General features: G+C 33.9%; 22 protein-coding genes. 17 read left to right on the top strand and 5 right to left on the bottom strand.

Annotated features, from left to right (window positions below; genetic code table 11):
* Positions 1-46: 46 nt before the first annotated feature.
* Both ACMGE6_RS00585 and fabF read left to right on the top strand, forming a co-directional pair.
* Positions 47-1,009, top strand: a complete 963-nt coding sequence (locus ACMGE6_RS00585) for a beta-ketoacyl-ACP synthase III (protein ID WP_414054071.1) — start codon at positions 47-49, stop codon at positions 1,007-1,009.
* Complete coding sequence (fabF, locus tag ACMGE6_RS00580; protein ID WP_414054070.1) at positions 999-2,231, top strand: beta-ketoacyl-ACP synthase II; 1,233 nt, start codon at positions 999-1,001, stop codon at positions 2,229-2,231. Before ACMGE6_RS00585 ends, fabF begins: the two co-directional genes overlap by 11 nt.
* Positions 2,232-2,328: 97 nt before the next feature.
* Here the strand turns inward: fabF and ACMGE6_RS00575 are convergent, their stop codons facing one another.
* Complete coding sequence (locus ACMGE6_RS00575) at positions 2,329-2,685, bottom strand: DUF3899 domain-containing protein (RefSeq protein ID WP_414044638.1); 357 nt, start codon at positions 2,683-2,685, stop codon at positions 2,329-2,331.
* A 328-nt stretch (positions 2,686-3,013) separates the two neighbouring features.
* On the opposite strand from ACMGE6_RS00575, the gene opp3b reads away from it, so the two are divergent.
* The 5 genes from opp3b to ACMGE6_RS00550 all read left to right on the top strand — a co-directional run bounded on the left by opp3b (position 3,014) and on the right by ACMGE6_RS00550 (position 9,054).
* The gene (gene opp3b / locus ACMGE6_RS00570) at positions 3,014-3,940 is read left to right on the top strand and encodes an oligopeptide ABC transporter permease (RefSeq protein WP_414044637.1); all 927 of its coding nucleotides are present in this window, start codon (positions 3,014-3,016) and stop codon (positions 3,938-3,940) included.
* Positions 3,940-4,998: an oligopeptide ABC transporter permease gene (gene opp3C / locus ACMGE6_RS00565; RefSeq protein WP_414054069.1), complete on the top strand. Its 1,059-nt coding sequence runs from the start codon at positions 3,940-3,942 to the stop codon at positions 4,996-4,998. Before opp3b ends, opp3C begins: the two co-directional genes overlap by 1 nt.
* A 14-nt stretch (positions 4,999-5,012) precedes the next feature.
* Positions 5,013-6,086 carry an ABC transporter ATP-binding protein gene (locus ACMGE6_RS00560; protein ID WP_414044635.1) on the top strand — a complete coding sequence of 358 codons (1,074 nt, stop codon included), beginning with the start codon at positions 5,013-5,015 and terminating at the stop codon, positions 6,084-6,086.
* Positions 6,087-6,373: 287 nt separating this feature from the next.
* Positions 6,374-7,300, top strand: coding sequence for an ABC transporter ATP-binding protein (locus tag ACMGE6_RS00555; protein ID WP_414046805.1), 927 nt, complete (start codon positions 6,374-6,376; stop codon positions 7,298-7,300).
* A gap of 131 nt (positions 7,301-7,431) precedes the next feature.
* A complete protein-coding gene (locus tag ACMGE6_RS00550; protein ID WP_414054068.1) occupies positions 7,432-9,054 on the top strand; it encodes a peptide ABC transporter substrate-binding protein in 1,623 nt (540 codons plus the stop codon).
* A 55-nt stretch (positions 9,055-9,109) separates the two neighbouring features.
* Here ACMGE6_RS00550 and trpS read toward each other — a convergent pair whose 3' ends face one another.
* Entirely contained in the window at positions 9,110-10,102 is a 993-nt protein-coding gene (trpS, locus tag ACMGE6_RS00545) for a tryptophan--tRNA ligase (RefSeq protein WP_414054067.1), read from the bottom strand.
* 426 nt (positions 10,103-10,528) lie between these two features.
* On the opposite strand from trpS, the gene spxA reads away from it, so the two are divergent.
* The 4 genes from spxA (at position 10,529) to pepF (ending at position 14,645) form a co-directional block, all read left to right on the top strand.
* Positions 10,529-10,924 (top strand): transcriptional regulator SpxA, encoded by a 396-nt coding sequence (gene spxA, locus ACMGE6_RS00540; protein WP_096076985.1) that lies wholly within the window; start codon positions 10,529-10,531, stop codon positions 10,922-10,924.
* A 137-nt stretch (positions 10,925-11,061) separates the two neighbouring features.
* Positions 11,062-11,730: an adaptor protein MecA gene (mecA, locus tag ACMGE6_RS00535; protein ID WP_414054066.1), complete on the top strand. Its 669-nt coding sequence runs from the start codon at positions 11,062-11,064 to the stop codon at positions 11,728-11,730.
* A gap of 75 nt (positions 11,731-11,805) precedes the next feature.
* Positions 11,806-12,798, top strand: coding sequence for a competence protein CoiA (locus ACMGE6_RS00530; RefSeq protein ID WP_414044631.1), 993 nt, complete (start codon positions 11,806-11,808; stop codon positions 12,796-12,798).
* A gap of 35 nt (positions 12,799-12,833) precedes the next feature.
* Positions 12,834-14,645, top strand: a complete 1,812-nt coding sequence (pepF, locus tag ACMGE6_RS00525; RefSeq protein WP_414054065.1) for an oligoendopeptidase F — start codon at positions 12,834-12,836, stop codon at positions 14,643-14,645.
* Positions 14,646-14,960: 315 nt separating this feature from the next.
* Here the strand turns inward: pepF and ACMGE6_RS00520 are convergent, their stop codons facing one another.
* Genes ACMGE6_RS00520 through ACMGE6_RS00510 form a run of 3 tightly spaced genes read right to left on the bottom strand, consistent with a single transcriptional unit; the run spans position 14,961 to position 16,759 of the window.
* Entirely contained in the window at positions 14,961-15,740 is a 780-nt protein-coding gene (locus tag ACMGE6_RS00520; RefSeq protein ID WP_414054064.1) for a DsbA family protein, read from the bottom strand.
* A 19-nt stretch (positions 15,741-15,759) separates the two neighbouring features.
* Positions 15,760-16,125 (bottom strand): globin, encoded by a 366-nt coding sequence (locus ACMGE6_RS00515; RefSeq protein WP_414044628.1) that lies wholly within the window; start codon positions 16,123-16,125, stop codon positions 15,760-15,762.
* A gap of 46 nt (positions 16,126-16,171) precedes the next feature.
* On the bottom strand, positions 16,172-16,759 hold the full coding sequence (locus tag ACMGE6_RS00510) for a CYTH domain-containing protein (RefSeq protein WP_414054063.1): 588 nt from the start codon (positions 16,757-16,759) through the stop codon (positions 16,172-16,174).
* 137 nt (positions 16,760-16,896) lie between these two features.
* Between ACMGE6_RS00510 and ACMGE6_RS00505 the strand changes: the two genes are divergently transcribed.
* Genes ACMGE6_RS00505 through ACMGE6_RS00480 form a run of 6 tightly spaced genes read left to right on the top strand, consistent with a single transcriptional unit; the run spans position 16,897 to position 22,800 of the window.
* The gene (locus tag ACMGE6_RS00505; protein ID WP_414044626.1) at positions 16,897-17,241 is read left to right on the top strand and encodes a hypothetical protein; all 345 of its coding nucleotides are present in this window, start codon (positions 16,897-16,899) and stop codon (positions 17,239-17,241) included.
* A 14-nt stretch (positions 17,242-17,255) separates the two neighbouring features.
* On the top strand, positions 17,256-17,885 hold the full coding sequence (locus tag ACMGE6_RS00500; RefSeq protein WP_414044625.1) for a GTP pyrophosphokinase: 630 nt from the start codon (positions 17,256-17,258) through the stop codon (positions 17,883-17,885).
* Between the two features lie 12 nt (positions 17,886-17,897).
* Positions 17,898-18,695 carry an NAD kinase gene (locus ACMGE6_RS00495; protein ID WP_414044624.1) on the top strand — a complete coding sequence of 266 codons (798 nt, stop codon included), beginning with the start codon at positions 17,898-17,900 and terminating at the stop codon, positions 18,693-18,695.
* Positions 18,692-19,552, top strand: coding sequence for an RluA family pseudouridine synthase (locus ACMGE6_RS00490; RefSeq protein ID WP_414054062.1), 861 nt, complete (start codon positions 18,692-18,694; stop codon positions 19,550-19,552). The genes ACMGE6_RS00495 and ACMGE6_RS00490 overlap by 4 nt, the downstream gene beginning before the upstream one ends.
* Positions 19,553-19,575: 23 nt before the next feature.
* Positions 19,576-20,952 (top strand): magnesium transporter, encoded by a 1,377-nt coding sequence (gene mgtE, locus ACMGE6_RS00485; RefSeq protein ID WP_414054061.1) that lies wholly within the window; start codon positions 19,576-19,578, stop codon positions 20,950-20,952.
* Positions 20,953-20,961: 9 nt separating this feature from the next.
* Positions 20,962-22,800, top strand: a complete 1,839-nt coding sequence (locus ACMGE6_RS00480) for a monovalent cation:proton antiporter family protein (protein ID WP_414044621.1) — start codon at positions 20,962-20,964, stop codon at positions 22,798-22,800.

Genomic DNA, 22,800 nt, shown 5'->3' with positions numbered 1-22,800 from the left:
GATAAATTAGTACCAGATACTAAAAGTAGATATAAGAGGTGGATATATGAATGCTGGCATAAAAGGGATAGGAGTATATGTTCCTGATAAGATTGTTACTAATGCTCATTTTGAAAGTTATCTTGATACATCAGATGAATGGATTTCAAAGATGACAGGGATAAAAGAGCGACGTTTTGCACGAAGTGATCAGGATGTAAGTGATATGGCATACATTGCATGCGAAAATGCCATAAACAATGCTAAAATAAGTAAAGAAGAAATTGATATGGTGATTGTTGCAACTGCAACCGGTGATCATAAATTTCCTTCAGTTGCTACGATGTTACAGGAAAAGCTTGGTTTAAGAAAAGTACCGGCAATGGACCAGCTTGCAGCTTGTACTGGCTTTATCTATAGTTTAATCACAGCAGAACAATTTATTAAAACAGGTTTATGCAGAAATGTTTTAGTTGTTGGTGCTGAAAAGTTAACGAAAATTGCAGATTTAAATGATCGTAATACAGCTATTTTATTTGGTGACGGGGCAGCAGCTGTGATTGTTAGTGAAGTAGCAGAAGGCTATGGCTTCTTATCACATGAATGGGGTAGTGATGGTTCAGGCGGCCAGTATCTATATGACAGTAAGGACACTGGATTACTTGAAATGAATGGACGAGAAGTATTTAAATTTGCAGTGCGTATTATGGGTGAGGTTTCATCTAAAGCCATACAAAAAGCAGGATTAACTTCTGCAGCAATCGATATGTTTATCCCACATCAAGCCAATATTCGTATTATGGAATCAGCACGAGAACGATTAGGAATACCACCTGAAAAAATGAGCGTGACTGTCGATCGATATGGCAATACCTCAGCAGCTAGTATTCCATTATCCCTGTTTCATGAAATTGAACAAGGAAAGATAAAGAATGGATCTAAAGTAGTACTTGTAGGTTTTGGTGGTGGATTAACATATGGTGCAATGACTTTAATTTGGGGAGATAAGGAGAGAGACGATGAAAAATAGAGTTGTGATTACAGGAATAGGTGCTTTAAGTCCAATTGGAAATGACGCCCAAACGACATTTAAAAATGCTATTAATGGCGTTAATGGCATTACGCCAATTACTCGCATCGAACATGATGATTTAGCGGTTAAAGTAGCTGGTGAATTAAAAGATTTTAATATTGAAGATCATATGCCGCTTAAAGAGGCGCGTCGTATGGACAGGTTTACACAATATGCAGTAGTCGCTGCGCGTGAAGCATTGAAAGATTCAAAGTTAGAAATAACGGATGATAATAGTGACCGTATCGGTGTATGGATCGGTTCAGGTATTGGTGGAATAGAGTCATTCGAAAATGCGCATCAGACTCTAGTCGATAAAGGTCCAAGACGCGTGAGTCCGTTTTTTGTGCCGATGCTTATCCCTGATATGGCAGCAGGACAAGTATCAATCGATCTTGGAGCCAAAGGACCAAATGGTTGTACCGTGACAGCATGTGCAACAGGTACGAACTCTATCGGAGATGCGATGCGTATGATTCAATACGGTGATGCAGATGTAATGATTGCAGGAGGATCAGAATCACCTATTACCAGACTAAGTATAGCTGGCTTTACGTCAAACCGTGCATTAAGTACGAATCCCGATCCAGAAACAGCTTGCAGACCTTATCAGGAAGGCCGAGATGGTTTTGTTATGGGTGAAGGGGCTGGGGTTGTAGTTCTGGAAAATTTAGAACATGCATTAGCACGTGGTGCGCATATTTATGCTGAAGTCATTGGTTATGGTAACAATGGAGATGCCCATCATATTACAGCACCGGCACCGAATGGTGAAGGTGGTGTACGAACAATGAAGATGGCGTTAAAAGATGCAGGAATTGAACCAGAAAAAATAGATTACTTGAATGCACATGGAACTAGCACACCAATAGGTGATGAGTTTGAAGCATTTGCTATCAAGACAACGTTTGGCGATCATGCAGAGCAGTTGTTGATTTCATCTACCAAGTCTATGACAGGTCATCTGCTGGGAGCTACTGGAGCCATTGAAACAATTATTACAGCATTATCTCTTGAAACAGGAAAGATTGCACCTACCATTCATCAAGAAGATGAAAATGCTTTTGGGCTTAACTTTGTGCCAAATAAAAGTGTTGAGCGAGAAATAGAGTATGCCATGACTAATAGTCTCGGTTTTGGTGGTCACAATGCAGTACTTGTATTAAAAAAATATAGTTAATACTGACAGAACATAATGTAAAAAATAAAAAACAGATTAGAGAAAGAATTTATAGATTATTTCTTTTTCTAATCTGTTTTTATTATTTTAAAATTAATTAAATCATTGAAATTAACATACTAAATATAAGAAGACCAAGAGAAGAGAATAAAATTGGATAAGTCCAAATATAATTTTCGTGTCGTATACGTAATTCTTTATTAAAACTTGGATCGGCATCCATTGTTTTTTTAATACGCTTAGGAGACATTATATAATTAAATTTCCTAAATGAATGCCCCATGATACTAAAGGCTCCGTCACCATAAATCTTCATTAATAATCCAATACATAGACCCGTTATTGAGATTATAAATATACCATTGATAATGTTATAAAAATCAAAGCCAGTAAATATTGTAAAAATCAGAGATAAAACAAATTCAATCAATAAAATTATTATGTATTTATTCACTTATATTCCTCCTGCTTTTGATTATACCTATTATTCAGAATAGTGTATACAAAAAAATAAATTCAAGGAAAACACTAGAAAAAATTTAGCTGATATATATAAAAATTCTTTTTAAAGAATAAATATAAGTTTTTTTGGCGCTTTAATGCGATGATGTTAGTATAACAATAAAATTTATAAATTATAATGTATAAAAAATATGTTGATTATTATATCTATTAAACATTATAATATGGTTAAATCTTCTGAATATTAAAAAATATCATTCGGAGAAAAGTTTTAGGATTTATTATTATTGAAAAATAACTCATAAAGAGGGGGACAAAAAATGTTAAAATTTGCTTTAAAACGACTAGGCTATATGTTAGTTACTTTATTTATTATTGCTACTGCTACATTTTTTCTAATGAAACTTATGCCTGGTTCTCCATTTAATGATGAAAAACTTTCAGCAGAACAGAAAGTTATCATTAATGAAAAATATGGATTAAATGATCCTTTACCTGTACAGTACATTAATTATATGAAAAATATCGTTAAAGGGGATTTTGGAGTTTCATTTAAATACGCAGGTAGAGATGTATTGGATTTAATTGTTCCTAGACTTGGACCATCTGCGGAAATCGGGTTATATGCCATGATTATTGGTGTAATATTAGGAATACTATTAGGCGTGATAGCGGCTGTAAAACAGAATACATGGGTAGATTATCTTGCCACAGTCTTCTCTGTTATTGCTATATCAGTACCATCATTCGTTCTTGCTGTTTTATTACAATATTTCTTAGCTGTAAAGTGGCAGATATTCCCTGCTGCAGAATTTGATGGACTGGAATATGCAGTTTTACCTTCTATTGCTTTATCAGCTAGTGTAATAGCTACTATTGCTAGGTATATTAGATCAGAAATGATAGAGGTACTAGGTTCTGATTACATTACTTTAGCGAAAGCAAAAGGTAATTCAACAGTAAAAGTATTATTCGGTCATGCTTTGAGAAATGCCTTAATACCGATAATCACTTTAATTGGTCCCATGACAGTTGGTATTTTAACTGGTGCATTAACAATTGAAACTATCTTTGCTATACCTGGTATAGGTGACCAGTTTGTACGTTCAATACAAATGAATGATTATCCAGTAATTATGGCATTAACATTATTTATAAGTTTCTTGTTTATTTCTGTTTTATTTATTGTGGATGTTCTATACGGCATTATTGATCCAAGAATTCGTGTGCAAGGAGGTAAAGATTAATGATAAATAAGGATAATAATCTAGAAACTTTTAACAATGCTGATTTAAATCAACAATTACAAACTCATCCTGGATCATTTGTACTTACTGACAGAGAAGAGATATTTGAAGAAAAAATTGAAAGAGAATCTAAAACTTTTTGGCAGGATGCATGGATTCAACTTAAGAGTAACCGTGGAGCTTATGTAGGTTTAATTGGACTTATTTTAATAATTCTTATTTCTATAATTGGCCCTTTAATTAGTGGACATTCATATCGCCAGCAAATTAAAGGACATGAAAACTTACCTCCAAGAATTGAAGTGATAAAAGATGTAAAATTTTTACCTTTTACAGGTGCGGATAAAGATGGTTATAACAGATATGAAAGTGAAAATATTAAAGAAAGTTATTGGTTTGGAACTGACCGATTAGGAAGAGATATCTTTACAAGAGTATGGAAGGGTACACAGGTTTCAATTTTAATTGGATTAATTGCAGCTCTTTTAGACGTTTTAATTGGAATTACATATGGATCAATTTCAGGGTTCTTTGGTGGATGGGTTGATACACTCATGCAAAGAATAATTGAAGTTATAGCCTCAATTCCGAACTTAATCATTATGATTTTATTTGTAATTATTTTTGATGCAAGTATGTTAACAATTATTTTAGCAATGAGTTTAACAGGTTGGATAGGAATGAGCCGAATTGTCCGCGGACAATTTTTAAAACTTAAAAATCAAGAATTTGTATTAGCATCTAGAACATTAGGAGCTTCTAATAAAAGTTTGATTTTCAAACATATTTTACCCAATACTTTAGGGCCAATTATTGTTACGGCTATGTTCTCTATACCAAGTGCAATCTTTTTTGAAGCATTTTTAAGCTTTATCGGGTTAGGTATCCCTGCTCCTCAAGCATCATTAGGTTCACTTGTTAATGATGGTCGTAAAATGATTATGATAAATCCTTATCAAATGTTTATTCCAGCAACTATTTTAAGTTTATTAATTTTATGTTTCTACTTATTTGGTGATGGTGTGCGTGATGCATTTGATCCAAAAATGCGTAAATAAAGGAGGAAATAATAATGGCAGAAAGAATACTTGAAGTTAAGAATTTAAAAGTTTCCTTCGATATTCTCGCGGGGGAAGTTCAAGCAGTACGTGGAGTGGATTTTCATTTGGATAAAGCAGAAACACTTGCCATAGTAGGTGAATCAGGTTCAGGAAAATCGGTTACTACAAAAGCAATTATGCGTCTTTTACCAACACCTCCATCAAGAATAAAAGAAGGACAAATTTTATTTGATGGTAAAGATATCGCGAAGTTATCAGAAAAAGAAATGCAAGAGGTTCGTGGTAAAGATATTTCAATGATTTTCCAGGATCCAATGACATCTTTAAATCCAACGATGAAAATTGGGAAACAAGTAATGGAACCTCTAATTAAACATCAAAAATTATCAAAAGCAGAAGCAAAAGAACGCGCATTAGATATTTTACGCTTAGTTGGACTTCCTAATCCAGAGGGACGTTTTAATAATTACCCTCACCAATTTTCAGGGGGGCAACGTCAACGTATCGTTATTGCGACTGCACTTGCATGTGATCCTAAAATTTTAATTGCTGACGAGCCAACAACAGCACTAGATGTTACAATTCAGGCTCAAATTTTAGAGTTAATGAAAGATTTACAAAAGAAAATTGATACATCTATTATTTTCATTACACATGATTTAGGAGTTGTAGCAAATGTTGCAGATCGTGTAGCCGTAATGTATGGTGGTCAAATCGTTGAAACTGGAACAGTTGATGAAATTTTCTACAATCCAAAACATCCATATACATGGGGACTATTATCATCGATGCCAAGTTTAGATACAAGTCAGGATACTGAACTTAAAGCGATTCCAGGTACACCACCGGATTTAATTAAACCACCAGTAGGAGACGCATTTGCACGTCGTTCGGATTATGCACTACAGATTGATTTTGAACAAGAGCCACCTTGGTATCAAGTTTCTGATACACACTTTGTAAAGAGCTGGTTAATGGATCCACAAGCACCTAAAGTTGATCCTCCGGAAATGGTAAAACAAAAACTGCGCCCAATGCCTGGTGATTATGCAGAACCAAAACGAGTAGAGGGGGTTAGTTTCTAATGAGAGATGATAGAGTGCATAACAATACGCATGGTCGTGTTAAAGTAACGGATGTTAATGATCCAAATGTTGAAACAACAAGTCATGATATTAACACAACTGTTACAGACAATCATACAGTAGTAGAAGAGCATACAATTGAAGATGGTCCAATTCAAGTTAGCGATGAAGAAATCGTTGAAGATGCGTCTCAATACTCAGATGCCGAATTAAATAAAACAACTTTAACAGAAGCAGAAAAAGCAGCAGTAGGGTACAAACCATACGCAGAAGGTAAAACGAAATTAATCGAAGTTAAGAACTTGAAGCAATACTTTAATGTCGGAAAGAAAAATGAAGTCAAAGCGATTGATGATATTACGTTTGATATTTATCGTGGAGAGACTTTAGGATTAGTAGGAGAGTCAGGTTGTGGTAAATCGACAACTGGGCGAACATTAATCAAATTATATGATGCGACGGGTGGACAAGTTATCTTTGATGGTACAGATATTCAATCAATTAAGCATAAGAAAGATTTATTAAAATTTAATCGACGTATGCAGATGATTTTCCAGGATCCATACGCATCACTTAATCCACGTCTTAAAGTAATGGATATTGTTGCAGAAGGTATTGATATTCATAAATTAGCAAAAAATAAACAAGACCGTGCGAATCGTGTATATGAATTACTGGAAACAGTAGGATTATCAAAAGAACATGCGAATCGATATCCACATGAGTTCTCTGGAGGACAACGTCAACGTATCGGAATTGCACGTGCATTAGCTGTAGAACCTGAATTCATTATTGCTGATGAACCTATCTCAGCGCTTGATGTTTCTATTCAGGCACAAGTCGTTAACTTAATGCAGAAGCTTCAAAAAGAACGTGGTATAACATTCCTATTCATTGCCCATGATTTATCAATGGTTAAGTATATCTCTGATCGAATCGGTGTAATGTATTTTGGTAAATTAGTTGAAGTAGGACCAGCTGAAGCGATTTATAATAATCCACTTCATGAATATACGAAGTCATTACTATCAGCAATTCCATTACCAGATCCTGAATCTGAGCGTACACGTGTACGAAAAACTTACAACCCGGATGTTCATGCTTATACAGCAGATGACGTATTAGAATTACGTGAAGTAGCACCAGATCATTATGTTTATTGTTCACCAAAAGAATATGAAAATCTGAAAAAACTATACAATCATAATTATTAATATTTATGCATAATATTAAATGATTGAATTGTTAAAAAACTATTGCTAAAGCAAAAAATATAAAATATAATTAATACAAATCTTCTGAAAATTCATTTTAGTAAGATTATAACTAAAAAGGGGGAAAAGAAATGAAAAAAAGTTTATCATTATTTTTAGTACTGATTTTATCACTTTCAGGCATTCTCGCTGCATGTTCTGGAGGTAAGTCAGGTGGTGGTAAAAATGAACAAGTTTTAAATCTTCAAGAAGGTTCAGATATTCCAACACTTGATTCTTCATTAGCAACTGACCAAGTATCTTTTAATGTATTCTTTCAAGTTATGGAAGGATTATATAGCTTAGATAAAAATGATAAAGCTATTCCAGCAATTGCTAAAGGTGAGCCTGAAAAATCTAAAGATGGAAAAACGTGGACTATTAAATTACGTGATGATGCAAAATGGTCAAATGGAGATCCAGTTACTGCAAAAGACTTTGAATTTGCATGGAAACGTACTTTAGATCCAAAAACTGCATCTGAATATGCATATATTATGATGGATTTAAAAAATGCAGCTGATGTAAATGCTGGTAAAAAGAAAGTCGATGAACTAGGTGTAAAAGCACTTGATGACAAAACATTACAAATTCAATTAGAATCTAATGTACCTTACTTTAAAGAATTATTAACTTTTGGTGTATTCTTACCTCAAAATGAGAAGTTCGTAAAAGAAAAAGGTGATAAATACGGAACTTCTAAAGAAAATACATTATACAATGGACCATTTGTATTAAATGATTGGCAAACAGAAAAATCATTCCAATTAACTCCAAATAAAGAGTATTGGGATAAAAAAGCTGTAAAATTAAAAGAAGTTAACTATAAAATTATCAAAGATCAAAATACTGCTTTAAACTTATTTAATACAAATAAATTAGACAGAGTTGGATTACCTCCTGAGCAGATTGATAAATATAAGAAAGATCCTAAATTCCAAACAGAAAAACAAACAACTACATACATTATTCGTATGAATCAAAAAAATCCTGCACTTAAAAATAAAGATTTAAGATTAGCTATTGCGAAATCTATTGATAAACAATCTTATGTTGATACATTACTTAAAAATGGGTCAGTTCCATTAGATACTAATACACCTAAAGACTTTGTTGAAAAAGATGGGAAAGACTTCGTAGATTCAGTTAAAGAAAAGTTAACTTATGATAAAAAAGCTGCAAAAGATCATTATGAAAAAGCTAAAAAGGCATTAGGTAAAGATAAATTCGAATTTGAATATTTAACATTTGATGCTGAAGAATCAAAAACTGCTGGTGAATATATTAAAGAACAATTAGAAAGCAATTTACCAGGTGTTAAAATTACTATTAAACAACAACCATTTAAGCAAAAATTACAGTTAGAATCTAAAATGGATTATGATTTATCATTTGGTGGTTGGGGACCTGACTATCCAGATCCAATGACATTTGTTGACTTATGGGTAACTAAAGGTGCACATAACCAAACAGGATGGTCTAATAAAGAGTTTGATCAATTAGTTAAAGATGCTAAAGGTCCATTATTAAGTGATACTGCTAAACGTTGGGATGCAATGGCAAAAGCAGAAGATATTGTATTAAAAGATGCAGCATTTGCTCCAGTTTATCAACGTGGTGCTGCAAGATTAGTTCAACCTTATGTTAAAAACTTTGTAATTCATAAGTTCGGTGGAGATACTACACTGAAAAATGCTTATATTGAGAAAAAGTAATATAGTAATTATTAAAGAGCAATTCGACATAAGTCGAATTGCTCTTTTTAGGTGTTTATTTTCTCTTTCTGCCAAGACCCATGGCATTTTCCATTTTCTTAAGCATCTTATTGGCTTTAAATGCTGCTTTTTCAGCACCGCGGTCTAAAATGTCATCAAGTTCTGGTGAGTTCATATAGTACTCATATTTCTCCTGAAACGGCGTAATAAAATTCACCATGACTTCAGCAAGATCAGCTTTAAATTCACCATAACCTTTTCCTTCATACATTGCTTCTATTGCTTCGATAGATTTTCCAGAAAAGATTGAATAGATACCAAGCAAGTTAGAGATACCCGGTTTATTTTCCTTATCGTATTTAACGATGCCTTCTGAATCTGTCACAGCACTTTTAATTTTTTTGGCTACAGTATTTGGCGGATCTAAAAGTGAAATAAATCCCTTTGTATTTGTATCAGATTTACTCATTTTCTTTGTCGGATCTTGTAAGCTCATCACACGTCCACCGACTTTAGGCATTCTAATTTCTGGAATCGTCAGAATATCATTATATTTATTGTTAAATCGCTCTGCCAAATCACGTGTTAACTCTAAATGCTGCTTTTGATCATCACCTACAGGCACGATATGGGTACCATATAAAAGTATATCAGCAGCCATTAATGGTGGGTAAGTTAATAATCCTGCAGGGATACCTTCTTTACGGTCTTTTGCTTTATCTTTATATTGAGTCATTCTCTCTAATTCACCGATTGTAGAAATCGTTGTAAGCATCCAACCTGCCTGCGCATGTGCAGTGACTTCTGACTGAATAAATAATGTTACTTTTTCAGGATCTAATCCACTTGCTAAATAAAGTGCAGCTAGTGAACGGATATTTTTTCTGAGTGCTGCTTTTTCCTGAGGCACTGTAATCGCATGCTGATCAACAATACAGAAGTAGCAATCATAATCATTTTGGATTTCGACGAATTGTTTTAAGGCTCCAATATAGTTACCGATTGTTGGAATACCGCTCGGCTGAATGCCTGAGAATAATGTTTGCATAGTTATTTCTCCTTTTAATATGGTAATTATATTGTACTATATCACATCAATTAAGAAAAATAGAGTTTGTGACATTTATGAAAATAAATGAAAACGTATTGCTATAAGTATTAGAGCAATGTATAGTGAGGTTATATATAGTTTGAGCCGCGTTGATGAGATGAAATTGAATGTTCAGATAATTATTTTCATTTTATTATAGAATTCTCATTAAATTTTAATGTTCTGATTATATAATATAAATATCAAGTTAGATTAATCAGATAAACAATTTATCTTAACCGTAGTTCGAACTATTTTATCATTTCGAACAAATCAGTTGACAATGTTTAGATTGTTGATTAATGGGTAAATATAATTTAGCGTTAACGATAAATTATACATATACTATCTAGCTGATAAATAACACATAGGAGAGTGAGATGTATGGTAACATTATTTACTTCACCAAGTTGCACATCTTGCCGTAAAGCGAAAGCATGGTTACAAGAACATGACATTCCGTATACGGAGCGTAATATATTTTCAGAAAACTTATCAATTGATGAAATAAAAGCAATCTTAAGAATGACTGAGGACGGTACTGATGAAATTATCTCTACGCGTTCTAAAACATTCCAAAAATTAAATGTAGATATTGATGCTTTACCGTTACAAGAACTTTATGAAATCATTCAAAAGAATCCTGGTTTATTACGTCGACCAATTATCCTGGATGAAAAACGTCTTCAAGTGGGTTATAACGAAGATGAAATCAGACGTTTCTTACCACGTAAAGTTCGCACGTTCCAATTATTAGAAGCGCAACGTATGGTAGATTAATTTTATTGCTGTCAAATAATGTTCACATGAACATATTTGACAGTTTTTTTATGTGTTCTTTGAAGGTTAATTCATTGAGACACTGTGCCCTTTCATGTACAATAGACTTACAATTCTAATGATAGGGGGATTAGACCATGAGAATTGAACGCGTAAATGACACTACTTTGAAATTTTACCTAACTTATGCTGATATAGAGGCAAGGGGCTTTAAACGTGATGAATTATGGACGAGTCGTAAAGCTGGAGAAGCATTCTTTTGGTCTATGATGGAAGAAATCAACGATGAAGAAGATTTTTTTGTTGAAGGACCGTTATGGATACAAGTTCATGCATTTGATAAAGGTATTGAATTCGTTGTGACTAAATCTAAATCTGATGATGCACTGCAGTTACCTGAAGATGAGTCGCCCGAAAATCTTGAGTATCATGTCAATGATTTTCTGAATAAATCAATGCATGATGAGAAAGAATTAAGAGATTTATTGATGAAAGCTGCTGCGATTAATGAATTAGATAATGAGTTTATTGCTCATTTTAACTCATTAGAAGATATCATTCAGTTCAGTTATGATCGTCATCTTGATATAGATATTGAAGATTTATTATACATGTTAGATGGTAAATACTATTACTATGTGAATTTTGATGATCGTTGTTCAGATGAAGAAGTGCATACATATGTTGCGCATATTCTTGAATATGCTGATGAGACGCGTATATCAATTGAACAGCTTGAAGAGTATGGTAAGGTTGTCATGAGTTATAATGTGAAGCATCAAGTGAAGAAGCACTTTAAACAATAATCATTACATTATTTACAGAATTGTAAAAAATACTTTGTGCATTTCCTACTATATATAAGTAGGAGGTGCTTTTTTATGTTACAAGCATTAGATATAAACAATCAGTTGGTAGACGCAAAGCATGCTAAGAATGGGAAATACACGTGTCCAATTTGTAGTCAACCCGTTATATTGAAAAAAGGAACAGTTAAGATGGCTCATTTTGCCCATCAATCTATAAAAGATTGTTTTATGTATACTTATAAGGCTGAAACAGCTGCACATATTGAAGGTAAGTATGCATTATATGATTTATTCCATCCTAAAGACTGTTTTTTAGAATATTATTTACCTGAAATAGAGCAAATACCAGATTGTTATCATCAATCAGGTGTCGCATTAGAGCTCCAGATGTCGGTTATTCCGGTAACACATATTGCGTCAAGAACAATGGGTTACCGGTCATTAGGTGTTGAAGTAATATGGATTGCTAAGATGGAAGATATAAAACTTGAAGGGAAACGTATGGAACTCACTTCCTTTCAAAATGCTTTAATCCATTTAAATTGTAATATATTATTTGCATACCATACTCAGTTAAAAACATTTTTCGCACTTCGTATTTTGAGGGTTATGCATCGGAATGTGTTCGAAGTATCAATAGAATGTATTCAATCTGGTGAGATGTTTTTAAAGATATGTAATACGGATCAATTGATGCCAGGTCATCATGTATTAAATCATCGTGAAAAAATGAAACATATTAAAAATTGTCTTGCTAAAAAGTCGGTACTCGAACCTACATTAAGTGGACTCTATCAATTAAAGATTGACCGTCGTCAAATCCCTGATTACTTAAGTATTATATTAAATGAACAAATGTATATACAGTGTCATCCAATTGAATGGCAAGTACAGCTGATGCTAATGATTGAAAACAACAATTTTGACTTCAGTCAATGGATGACACTATTAAATTTTACAGAGCAGAGTAAAGTATTTATGTTACCTGAACAATTAGCGTTACAGACTTTAAAGGAATATCAAAGGATATCAACTGAAATGCGTGCAATAATTACAGAAAAATGAGAAAATTAAAGTTAATATTATGTTGGAGGTAGATTATGACTGAATTAATTACAAGAAGTGAACAAATTGAACAAAATACTTGGGATCTAACAACAATATTTAAATCAGATGAGGAGTGGGAAGAAGCATTTAAAACTTTATCTGATTACATCGGAAAAGAAAAAGATTTTCAAGGTAAACTAGCTACATCAAGTGACCTTTTATTAAATGCCTTATTATTAGATTCAGAGATTGATGAATTATTAGGAAAAGTCTATGTGTATGCTCACCTAAAACATGATGAAGATACAACGAATGCAAAATATACAGCATTTGAGCAACGCGCAGCAAGTCTAGCCAGTCAGTTTTCTTCTGCATGGAGTTTTATGCTGCCCGAACTGATGGCGATTGATGAAGAAAAACTAAAGCAATTTATTCAGGAAAATAAAGGTTTAGAGCGTTATAAGTTTGATCTCGAAAAATTAAATCAGCAAAGGGCACATGTATTAAGCGAAAAAGAAGAATTAATATTAGCTCAGGCACAGGAAGCTTTATCTTCTTCAAGTAATACTTTTAGTATGTTTAATAATGCTGATTTAACATTTAATAACGTTCTCGATAAAGAGGGTAATAGCCTACCCCTTTCACATGGTAATTACATTACATACCTAGAATCAGATGACCGTATTTTAAGAGAAAATGCATACAAAGAAGTCTATTCTCAATACGGAAAGTTCAACAATACATTATCACAGACATTGTCAGGTAAAGTTAAATCAAGTGTGTTTTCAAGTAAAGTAAGAAATTACGAAAGTGCACGTCACCAGGCTTTAGCGAATAACTATATTCCTGAATCAGTCTATGATACGTTAGTGAGCACAATTAACGATAATTTGTCATTACTTCATCGTTATACTGCATTAAGAAAAGAACTGTTACAACTTGAAGAAATGTACATGTACGATATGTATACCCCACTCATTCAGGATATTGAATTTAAGGTGAGTTATGATGAAGCGAAAGAATGGATGTTAAAATCACTTGAGCCAATGGGTAGTGAATATACAGATGTTATTAAAGAAGGGTTAACGAATAGATGGGTTGATGTGTATGAAAATAAGGGTAAACGAAGCGGTGCATACTCATCTGGTACATTTGGAACCAATCCATTTATCTTAATGAACTGGACTGACAGCGTGAATAACACCTTCACACTTACACATGAATTTGGTCATAGCGCACATAGTTATTTCTCGCGTAAACATCAACCTTCAAATATGTCAGGCTATTCTATTTTTGTGGCAGAAGTTGCTTCAACTTGTAATGAGGCGCTACTCGCAGACTATATGTATAAAAATCTAAATGATGAGCAAAAGAAACTCTATCTACTCAATTATCAATTAGACGGCTTCAGAGCAACTGTTTTCAGACAAACAATGTTTGCTGAATTTGAATATATTATTCATACGATAGTAGAAAATAACGAACCGTTAACAGCAGAACGATTAAATCAAGAGTATGCTGATCTAAATAAAAAGTACTACGGGGATGCAGTTATTACGGACGAATATATTCAATATGAATGGAGTAGAATCCCTCATTTTTACTATAATTATTATGTTTATCAATATGCAACAGGTTATAGTGCAGCTTATGCATTGAGTAAGCAGATACTAGAAGAAGGAAAACCAGCAGTAGAACGATATATCAATGAATTTTTAAAAGCAGGAAGTTCAGATTATCCGATTGAGGTGTTAAAGAAAGCTGGCGTGGATATGACAGATAGCACTACGATTGAAAATGCATGTAAAGTCTTTGAGGAACGACTCAATGAATTTGAACGTTTAATTAAATCATTTAAAGCGTAATTGTGTATCCGTTTACAATATGTCATCTTTGTGAACATCCATGTTTTGGGTTGATACAGTAAGATTAACGTGTTATATTAAGTACATGAAATTAATCACATACCAAACATACCCCTTTGTTTGAGTGAAAAATTTCTCCCATCCCCTTTGTTTAAAATACCGTGTAATCAGACACGGTATTTTTTTTGTCCTTTTTTAATGAAACTTCGTACGATAAAACATAAAAAAGATATGATATAACTGTACTAATGAAAATATAAAAAATATTAATACACAAAAAAACTGAAACAATAGTAAATTGTACTATTGTTTCAGTTACGCTTTTATTCGCCAAAATAAATCCTGATCATAATATACATCTTCAATGATATTCTGTAATTTTAACTTACGTAATTCATTGAGTAGTATATTGTGTGGCCACTCATAAATAGTTTCTAATTCATTTTCACTTACCATTTCCTGCTCACGAATATATTCTGCTAATGTAGGAGGTAGTTTCTTTTCAATTGGAGTATCTACTAACTCATTAATAATATAGGTATATATATGGTAGGCATGAACACCTTCCACCTTTAACCCTTCATCTTCATAATTCTCATTAAAAAAAACTAAAGTCGGTGTTACTGTTACATCCATTTCATTCGCGATATGCTGATCACACTTTAAAGATGAAGTAACATGATTACTACGTATGTCTTCCATGAAAACATCAACATCCAGACCTGCTTTTTTTGCGCAATGTATGATAAGTTCCTTCGTAATGATATCCTGTTTTGGCATAATTTCATTTTGGATGAAGTTTAAAAATAAATTTGCTTTTTTTCTACCTTGCAACTCGGCAGCTTTAAATGCTAATGCGATATTGTCATCGCAAGTAGTACTTTGTGCCTGACATTTTGTTAACACTTTTAAGGTCGGAAGTAGAATTTGCTTGACTTCTACGAATTGACAGTATTCAATTTGCAATTTACGTAGCGTTGCTTTTAATTCCCATGAATCCTTACAAAAAGGATCGAAGAAAGAATAAATCTCAATTTTTTGACTTGGTGCAAGTTGCTCCTCAGATTGCTTAACCATTAATTGTAGTTGTCCCATTCTACATCACCTTCATTCTTTAATAGACGTTTTTCATATGTTCAGCAGTTAATGCTAATCGTTGTAACAAATAATCTCTCACTTCATCTTCAATTGCTACATCATGCGCTGCACGTGTCATATTTTCTAACCAGGCATTCTTCTCACGTTCACCGATTGCAAAATTCATATGACGAGCGCGCATCATAGGATGGCCATGCTCGTCTGAATATAAGGTTGGTCCACCAAGAAATTGCGTTAAAAATTGTTTTTGTTTACGTGCAGTTTCATTAAAATCACCAGGAAAGAGATAGTTTATACGATCATCCTGCTTAACATATCCGTAAAAAATATCGATCATTTGATAGAGTGTTTCTTGTCCGATGCGCTCATATATCGTATCCATATAGCGCCTCCTCACTTTATATTAATATAGCATTTATTATACATTTTTAAAGTATTTTGCTTGTAAGCTGAGCATAGTGATTATAGAAACGCTGTACTTTACTCAACGTATCCACTTGTTCTATATGATACTGTTTAATAAAAGCATCGAACTCTGATTTTCCCTGTTCATAATCTGGAACTTCAAATTCTAGTTCATAATCGCTTGTATCCAGATAATAACTGGCGTCCAGAACTAGAGTACCTGACATATATTTTATTTCACGACGTTCAGTCGATAAGGCACCAAATATACGTAAACCAGTGTCAGGAATATTCATTTGAGATAATTGATGTGCTATATTTTCAGGAATATACTGTCTGCCAATGTACTCCTGATCTATAATGTTTTCGTCAATTTTCCCCGTATATTCCATGATACCTACATCTTGCGGGACTTTCAGAGTCATTTCTTTAGAAAGGCCATTGTCCCGAATACGTAATGCACATTTGTGATTTTTTAGGTCATATTGATTCGTATCTATATAAAAGTTCGTTTGTGTAATTATAGGTGCCTCGTGAAATAGAGTTGACTTAAGTTCTTCGTATTTAGAGTAATCAATAAGATTCTTGAATTCAATTTCAAGTTCTTCCATGGTTTGCCCCCTTTTATTTATTATTATGGACAACAGGAGTTTTGAAGTAAAGTATATTACATTGATGAAATCATACAAATTCATTAAAGTATTTAGATAATATATGATAAAATATTCATGTTAAGGAGATGAAGAAAATGAATTTACATGTTAATGAAATAAAACTTGAAGATAATAAAGTAGCATTATTCACTGAGGAAGGTGAAATTAAGGCCAATGCAACCGGAACGATGGTTGTAGATAGCGATAACTTTCAGTTTGTATATTTACTTGATGCGGGTGATACATATGCGAATCTTCGTTTTGTAGAAGAAACCTGGGCAATGCTTAAATCATATGAAGATTATCCATGGTATCTGTACGGTACAATTGAACTTACAAATTTTAAGGAAGAGCTGGATGATCTGCTTGATAATATTAAAGATAACTTTAATTATGGAAAGTCTTTTACAGAACGTGTAGAAGAGGTATTTGAGCTTTAGGATGAGGTGAAGTCATGAACCAATGGGATTTATTTTTATCACCATATAAGCAAGCAATAGACGAGCTAAAAATTAAATTAAAGGGTATTCGTAAACAATTTCAATCTGAGGGGAAATCATCACCGATTGAGTTTGTAACGGGACGTGTAAAGCCGATACCAAGCATCATCGAAAAGGCGAATACCCGTGGTATACCATTCGACCGATTAAGTGAGGAAATGTATGATATCGCAGGTCTAAGATTAATGTGTCAATTTGTAGATGATATTGACGTTGTCGTTCACATGCTGCGTAATAGACATGACTTTGAAGTGGTTGAAGAACGTGATTATATTAAAGATACTAAAGAAAGTGGTTATCGTTCATACCATGTCATCATTAAGTATCCAATCGAAACATTAAGTGGCCAGAAGTTTATATTAGCCGAAATTCAAATCAGAACATTAGCGATGAATTTTTGGGCGACGATTGAACATACGTTACGCTATAAATATGCAGGAGATTATCCGCCTGAAATTCAAAATAGGCTGGAACGAGCGGCTGAAGCAGCATTTTTATTGGATGAAGAAATGTCAGAAATACGAGAAGAAATCAAAGAAGCTCAAAAGTTTTATTCTGAACAACGCAGTGAGATTAGAGACTAAGAGGGTGAAGCAATGCGCTTTAATATTTTGTCAAAAGGTGATTCTAAAAGTAATGCATTAAAACAGAAAATGATAGGTTATATGAAAGATTTTGATATGATCGAAGATTTAGAGTCACCAGAAATTGTTATTTCTGTCGGTGGTGACGGTACACTTTTGCAGGCTTTTCATACATATAGCCATAGGTTAAGCGAAACCAGCTTTGTAGGGATACATACCGGACATCTAGGTTTTTATGCAGACTGGCTTCCACATGAAGTTGAGAAACTGATAATCGCGATTAATAATGATACTTTTCAGGTAATTGAATATCCACTTGTTGAAGTGATTGTTAGATATGAAGAAGGCAGACCTTCACGCTATTTAGCTTTAAACGAAGCAACTGTAAAAACACATAACGGGGCAACACTGGTAGCAGATCTTGTGATTCGAGGTGATCAGTTTGAGCGTTTCAGAGGTGATGGATTGTGTATTTCTACGCCGAGTGGTTCTACGGCATACAATAAGGCACTTGGCGGCGCTTTAATTCATCCTTCACTTGAAGCAATGCAAATTACTGAAATTGCCTCAATTAATAATCGTGTATTCAGAACAGTTGGTTCACCACTCGTGTTACCTAAACACCATACGTGTCAGGTTGTGCCAGCGAATCCGAGTACTTTGCAACTAACGTTTGATCATTTGACTGCCGATCACAAAGGAGTGGCTTCTATACAATATCGTGTCGCAGATGAGAAAGTGAGATTTGCAAGATTTAGACCTTTTCCGTTCTGGAAAAGAGTACACGATTCCTTTATAGCAAGTGAATGAAACAAATCACATATACGATTCATGAAGCCACTACCGTAAAAAGTTTTCTGCTGGAAATGAACTATAGCAAGAAATCAATGAGCGCCATTAAAAGAAATGGCGCTTTTATCATCAATGACTCAACTGTAACTGTAAGAGGAAGATTAAATCCTGGAGATATGTTAACGGTTCAATTACCGGCAGAACAACGGAGTATGAATTTAATACCTTTTCATACCTCACTTAATATATTATATAATGATGAATTTATTATTATTGTAGAGAAACCTCCCTTTATTTCAACCATACCCTCAAGACTTCATCCGCACCATAGTTTAATAGAAGCGGTATACGGGTTGCTCATAGAGCTCGGTGATTGTTCGGTGTTACACCCGGTGAGTCGACTGGATCGTAATACGAGTGGGTTGATTGTATTTGCTAAGCATCAGCTAATCCATCATCTTTTAACACAAAAAATAGAAAAACAATATTTACTGTTATGTTCGGGTCAGATAAACGCGAAAGGTAATATCTGTATGCCTATAGATCGAACAGCCGATTCAATCATCACGAGAGAAGTTAGTATTTCAGGTCAGGAAGCAAGAACGGAATATCAATTAGTGAACTACTATTCTGAACACGATTGCTCCCTTGTTAAGGTGAAACTACATACCGGCAGAACGCATCAAATTCGAGTGCATTTTCAAGCGATTGGCCATCCTTTGCTGGGGGATACTTTATACGGGAATGATACGCGATTTGCCAGACAAGCATTACATGCATATCGGATTTCTTTTGAGCATCCGATTAATAGAAAAATGATTGATTTAGAAAACCCGTTATCAAAAGATTTAAGTCAAATTTTTGATATGATATAATTAATTGTATTTTTGGAGGTGAGATGATGACCGAAGAAGTAATGCATGATGAAGAGATGTACAACAAAGAAACGTTAGACAAGCTTTTACTTCTGGATAATATTGATGAATTTCGCGAAGAATTTCTTGAACTCCATACTTATGATCAAGGAGAATACTTTTCTGAGTCAGATGACAAGCTAAGAAACAAAATCTATCAATTTCTTTCACCCAAGGAAGTTGCAGAATTTTTGGAAACGACCGAACTGGAAGAAGATGAATATGATCATATTCTTGAGAAGATGGATGCACGTTATGCCAGCAGTATGTTTGAGGAAATGTCACTGGATAATGCCGTTGATATATTAAAGATGCTGCCGAAAACAAAACTTGCTAGTCTTCTGCTGTTGATGGATAAGGATACAGCAAGTGAGATAAAAGCTTTGATTCATTACGAAGAAGATACTGCCGGTGGTTTAATGACTACTGAATTTATCTCGGTCTCATCTCAAAGTATTGTGCGTGAAGCAATGATTCAGCTGAAAGAACAGGCGCCTCAGGCAGAAACGATTTACTATATCTTCGTATTAAATGAACGCAAACAGCTCGTCGGTGTAATCTCACTAAGAGATTTAATTATTGCTGAAAATGATGAATATATTGAAGATATTATGAATGAGCGTGTGATAAGTGTTAACGTGGCTGATGATCAGGAAGATGTTGCTAATATTATGAAAGACTATGATCTATTAGCTTTACCTGTTGTCGATTATCAAAATCACTTACTTGGAATCATAACAATTGATGATATTTTAGATGTAATGGATGAAGAAGCTAGCGAAGATTATTCTAAACTAGCCGGGGTGAGTGACATTGATTCTACAGGTGATTCAATGTTTGCAACTGCTAAAAAAAGATTACCTTGGTTAATGGCATTAACTGTAATGGGAATGATTACTGCCTCAATCTTAGGGCAGTTTGAAGATACTCTAAGTAAAGTTGCATTACTTGCGGCATTTATACCGCTTATAGGGGGAATGGCAGGAAATTCTGGTACACAAAGTCTAGCAGTTGTTGTGCGTGGTATATCAACTGGAGAGATTGATGAACAAAGTAAATTTAAACTTGCGCTTCGAGAAGCAGGTTCCGGTCTGATTACCGGATTAAGTTGTGCGATGATGCTATTTATTATTATTTGCGTGTTGTACAGAACGCCAGTGCTAGGTCTTATTGTTTGTTTTAGCCTAACGATTGCAATGACAGTTGCGACGCTTGCCGGTGCGATGGTTCCGCTGATTATGCATAAATTAAAGATTGATCCGGCAGTAGCAAGTGGTCCATTTATTTCAACAACAAATGATATAATAAGTATGTTAATTTATTTTGGCTTAGCCACAACATTTATGAGTTACTTAACATAGGAGGGCAAGATGGGAAATCATGCAGAATTATTATCATTAGTGATTGTAGTGGTTAGTGCATTTTTAACGCCAATCATTCTTAACAGGCTACGTATCAATTTTTTACCTGTTGTTGTAGCAGAAATACTCATGGGGATTATCGTCGGAAAGTCTTTATTTAATTTGGTTGAGCGTACTGATATGCTCAATATGCTTTCAACACTAGGTTTTATCTTTTTGATGTTTCTGAGTGGTTTAGAAATAGACTTTAAAGCATTTAAATCAACGCAAGGACAAAGTAAGTCTAAACAAAAAGAACCTAATCCACTGTTAATCGCAATTACGATATTTAGTGGTATTTTAGTATTATCGATATTTGCAGCCTATTTATTTAAATGGACGGGTATCATTGATGATGTTTTACTGATGGTCATTATTATTTCTACAATTTCATTAGGTGTTGTAGTACCTACGCTAAAGGAAATCAATATTATGCAGACGACGATCGGTCAAATTATTTTGCTGGTCGCTGTATTAGCGGATTTAGCGACAATTCTTTTACTTACATTATATGGAACACTGTATGCACAAGGCGACTCGCCAATATGGTTAATTGGTATTCTTATCGTCTTTACAGCATTGTTCTATGTCACAGGTAAAAATTTCAAGAAAGCACCGTTTTTAGAGAAGATGATGGCAGGTACAACGCAAATTGGTATTCGTGCTGTCTTTGCATTGATTATTTTACTTGTGGCACTTGCAGAAGGTGTAGGTGCTGAAAATATTCTCGGAGCATTCCTTGCAGGCTGTGTAGTCAGTCTTCTCGGTCCAGATAAAGATATGGTCAATAAACTTGATTCATTTGGATATGGATTCTTTATACCAATGTTCTTTATCATGGTCGGAGTAGATTTGAATATTCCTGCTTTATTCAAAGATCCTTCAGGATTAATGATTATTCCTTTTCTGTTAGTAGCATTTTACTTAACTAAAGTTATACCGGTTGGTCTTTTAAAGAAATGGTATGATACTAAAACAGTATTAGCTTCTTCATTTCTGTTGACTTCAACGTTATCACTAGTCATTGCATCGGCTAAAATTGCTGAACAACTCGGTACGATTAATGCCACAACAAGTGGTACATTAATTCTTGCAGCCGTCATAACTTGTGTTATTGTTCCAATACTATTTAAAAAGACATTCCCGGTTGCCAGTACAGAAGAGAAAACGATTAAAGTGGCCTTTATTGGTAAGAATCAGTTATCTATTCCTGTCGCACAAAGTTTTAAATCAGATCTTTACTTACCAACATTATTTTATTTAAAGAATAATGTTGATAAACGTACGATAAAAGATTTAAAAACGATAGAACTGGATGCTTATGAATATGATGAATTAATTGAAAATGGTTTGTTTGATTTTGATATTGTGGTGTGTTCAGCTAATGATGAAACAATCAATCGTAAAGTCGCAATCATGTCAAAACAAGAAGGTGTACCACGTGTAATCTGCCGTGTTGAAAGTCTACAGGACGATGAGGAGTTAACGACGCAAGGTATTGAAGTATTCAGTGAATTCCAGAGTACGAAGACATTGTTAAAAGGATTAATAGAATCACCGAATATGTTAAATCTATTATCCAATGTAGAAACATCACTTTATGAAATTGAAATGTTAAATACACGTTATCATGAAATGCAATTGAGAGAGTTTCCTTTTTCAGGAGATATTATCTTTGTTCGTATCCTGCGAGGTAACGATTCAATTGTACCGCATGGAGATACGGAGCTTCATTTTAAAGATCGTCTCATTGTCACTGGAGAAAGAAAATATGTCGATGTGATAAAACGTGAGTTAGAATTATTTTAA

The organism is Macrococcus equi (assembly GCF_047426745.1).
GTDB classification, from domain to species: domain Bacteria; phylum Bacillota; class Bacilli; order Staphylococcales; family Staphylococcaceae; genus Macrococcoides; species Macrococcoides equi.
Note: the sequence above shows the minus strand (reverse complement) of the source record. Positions and strands in the feature narration are given on the sequence as shown.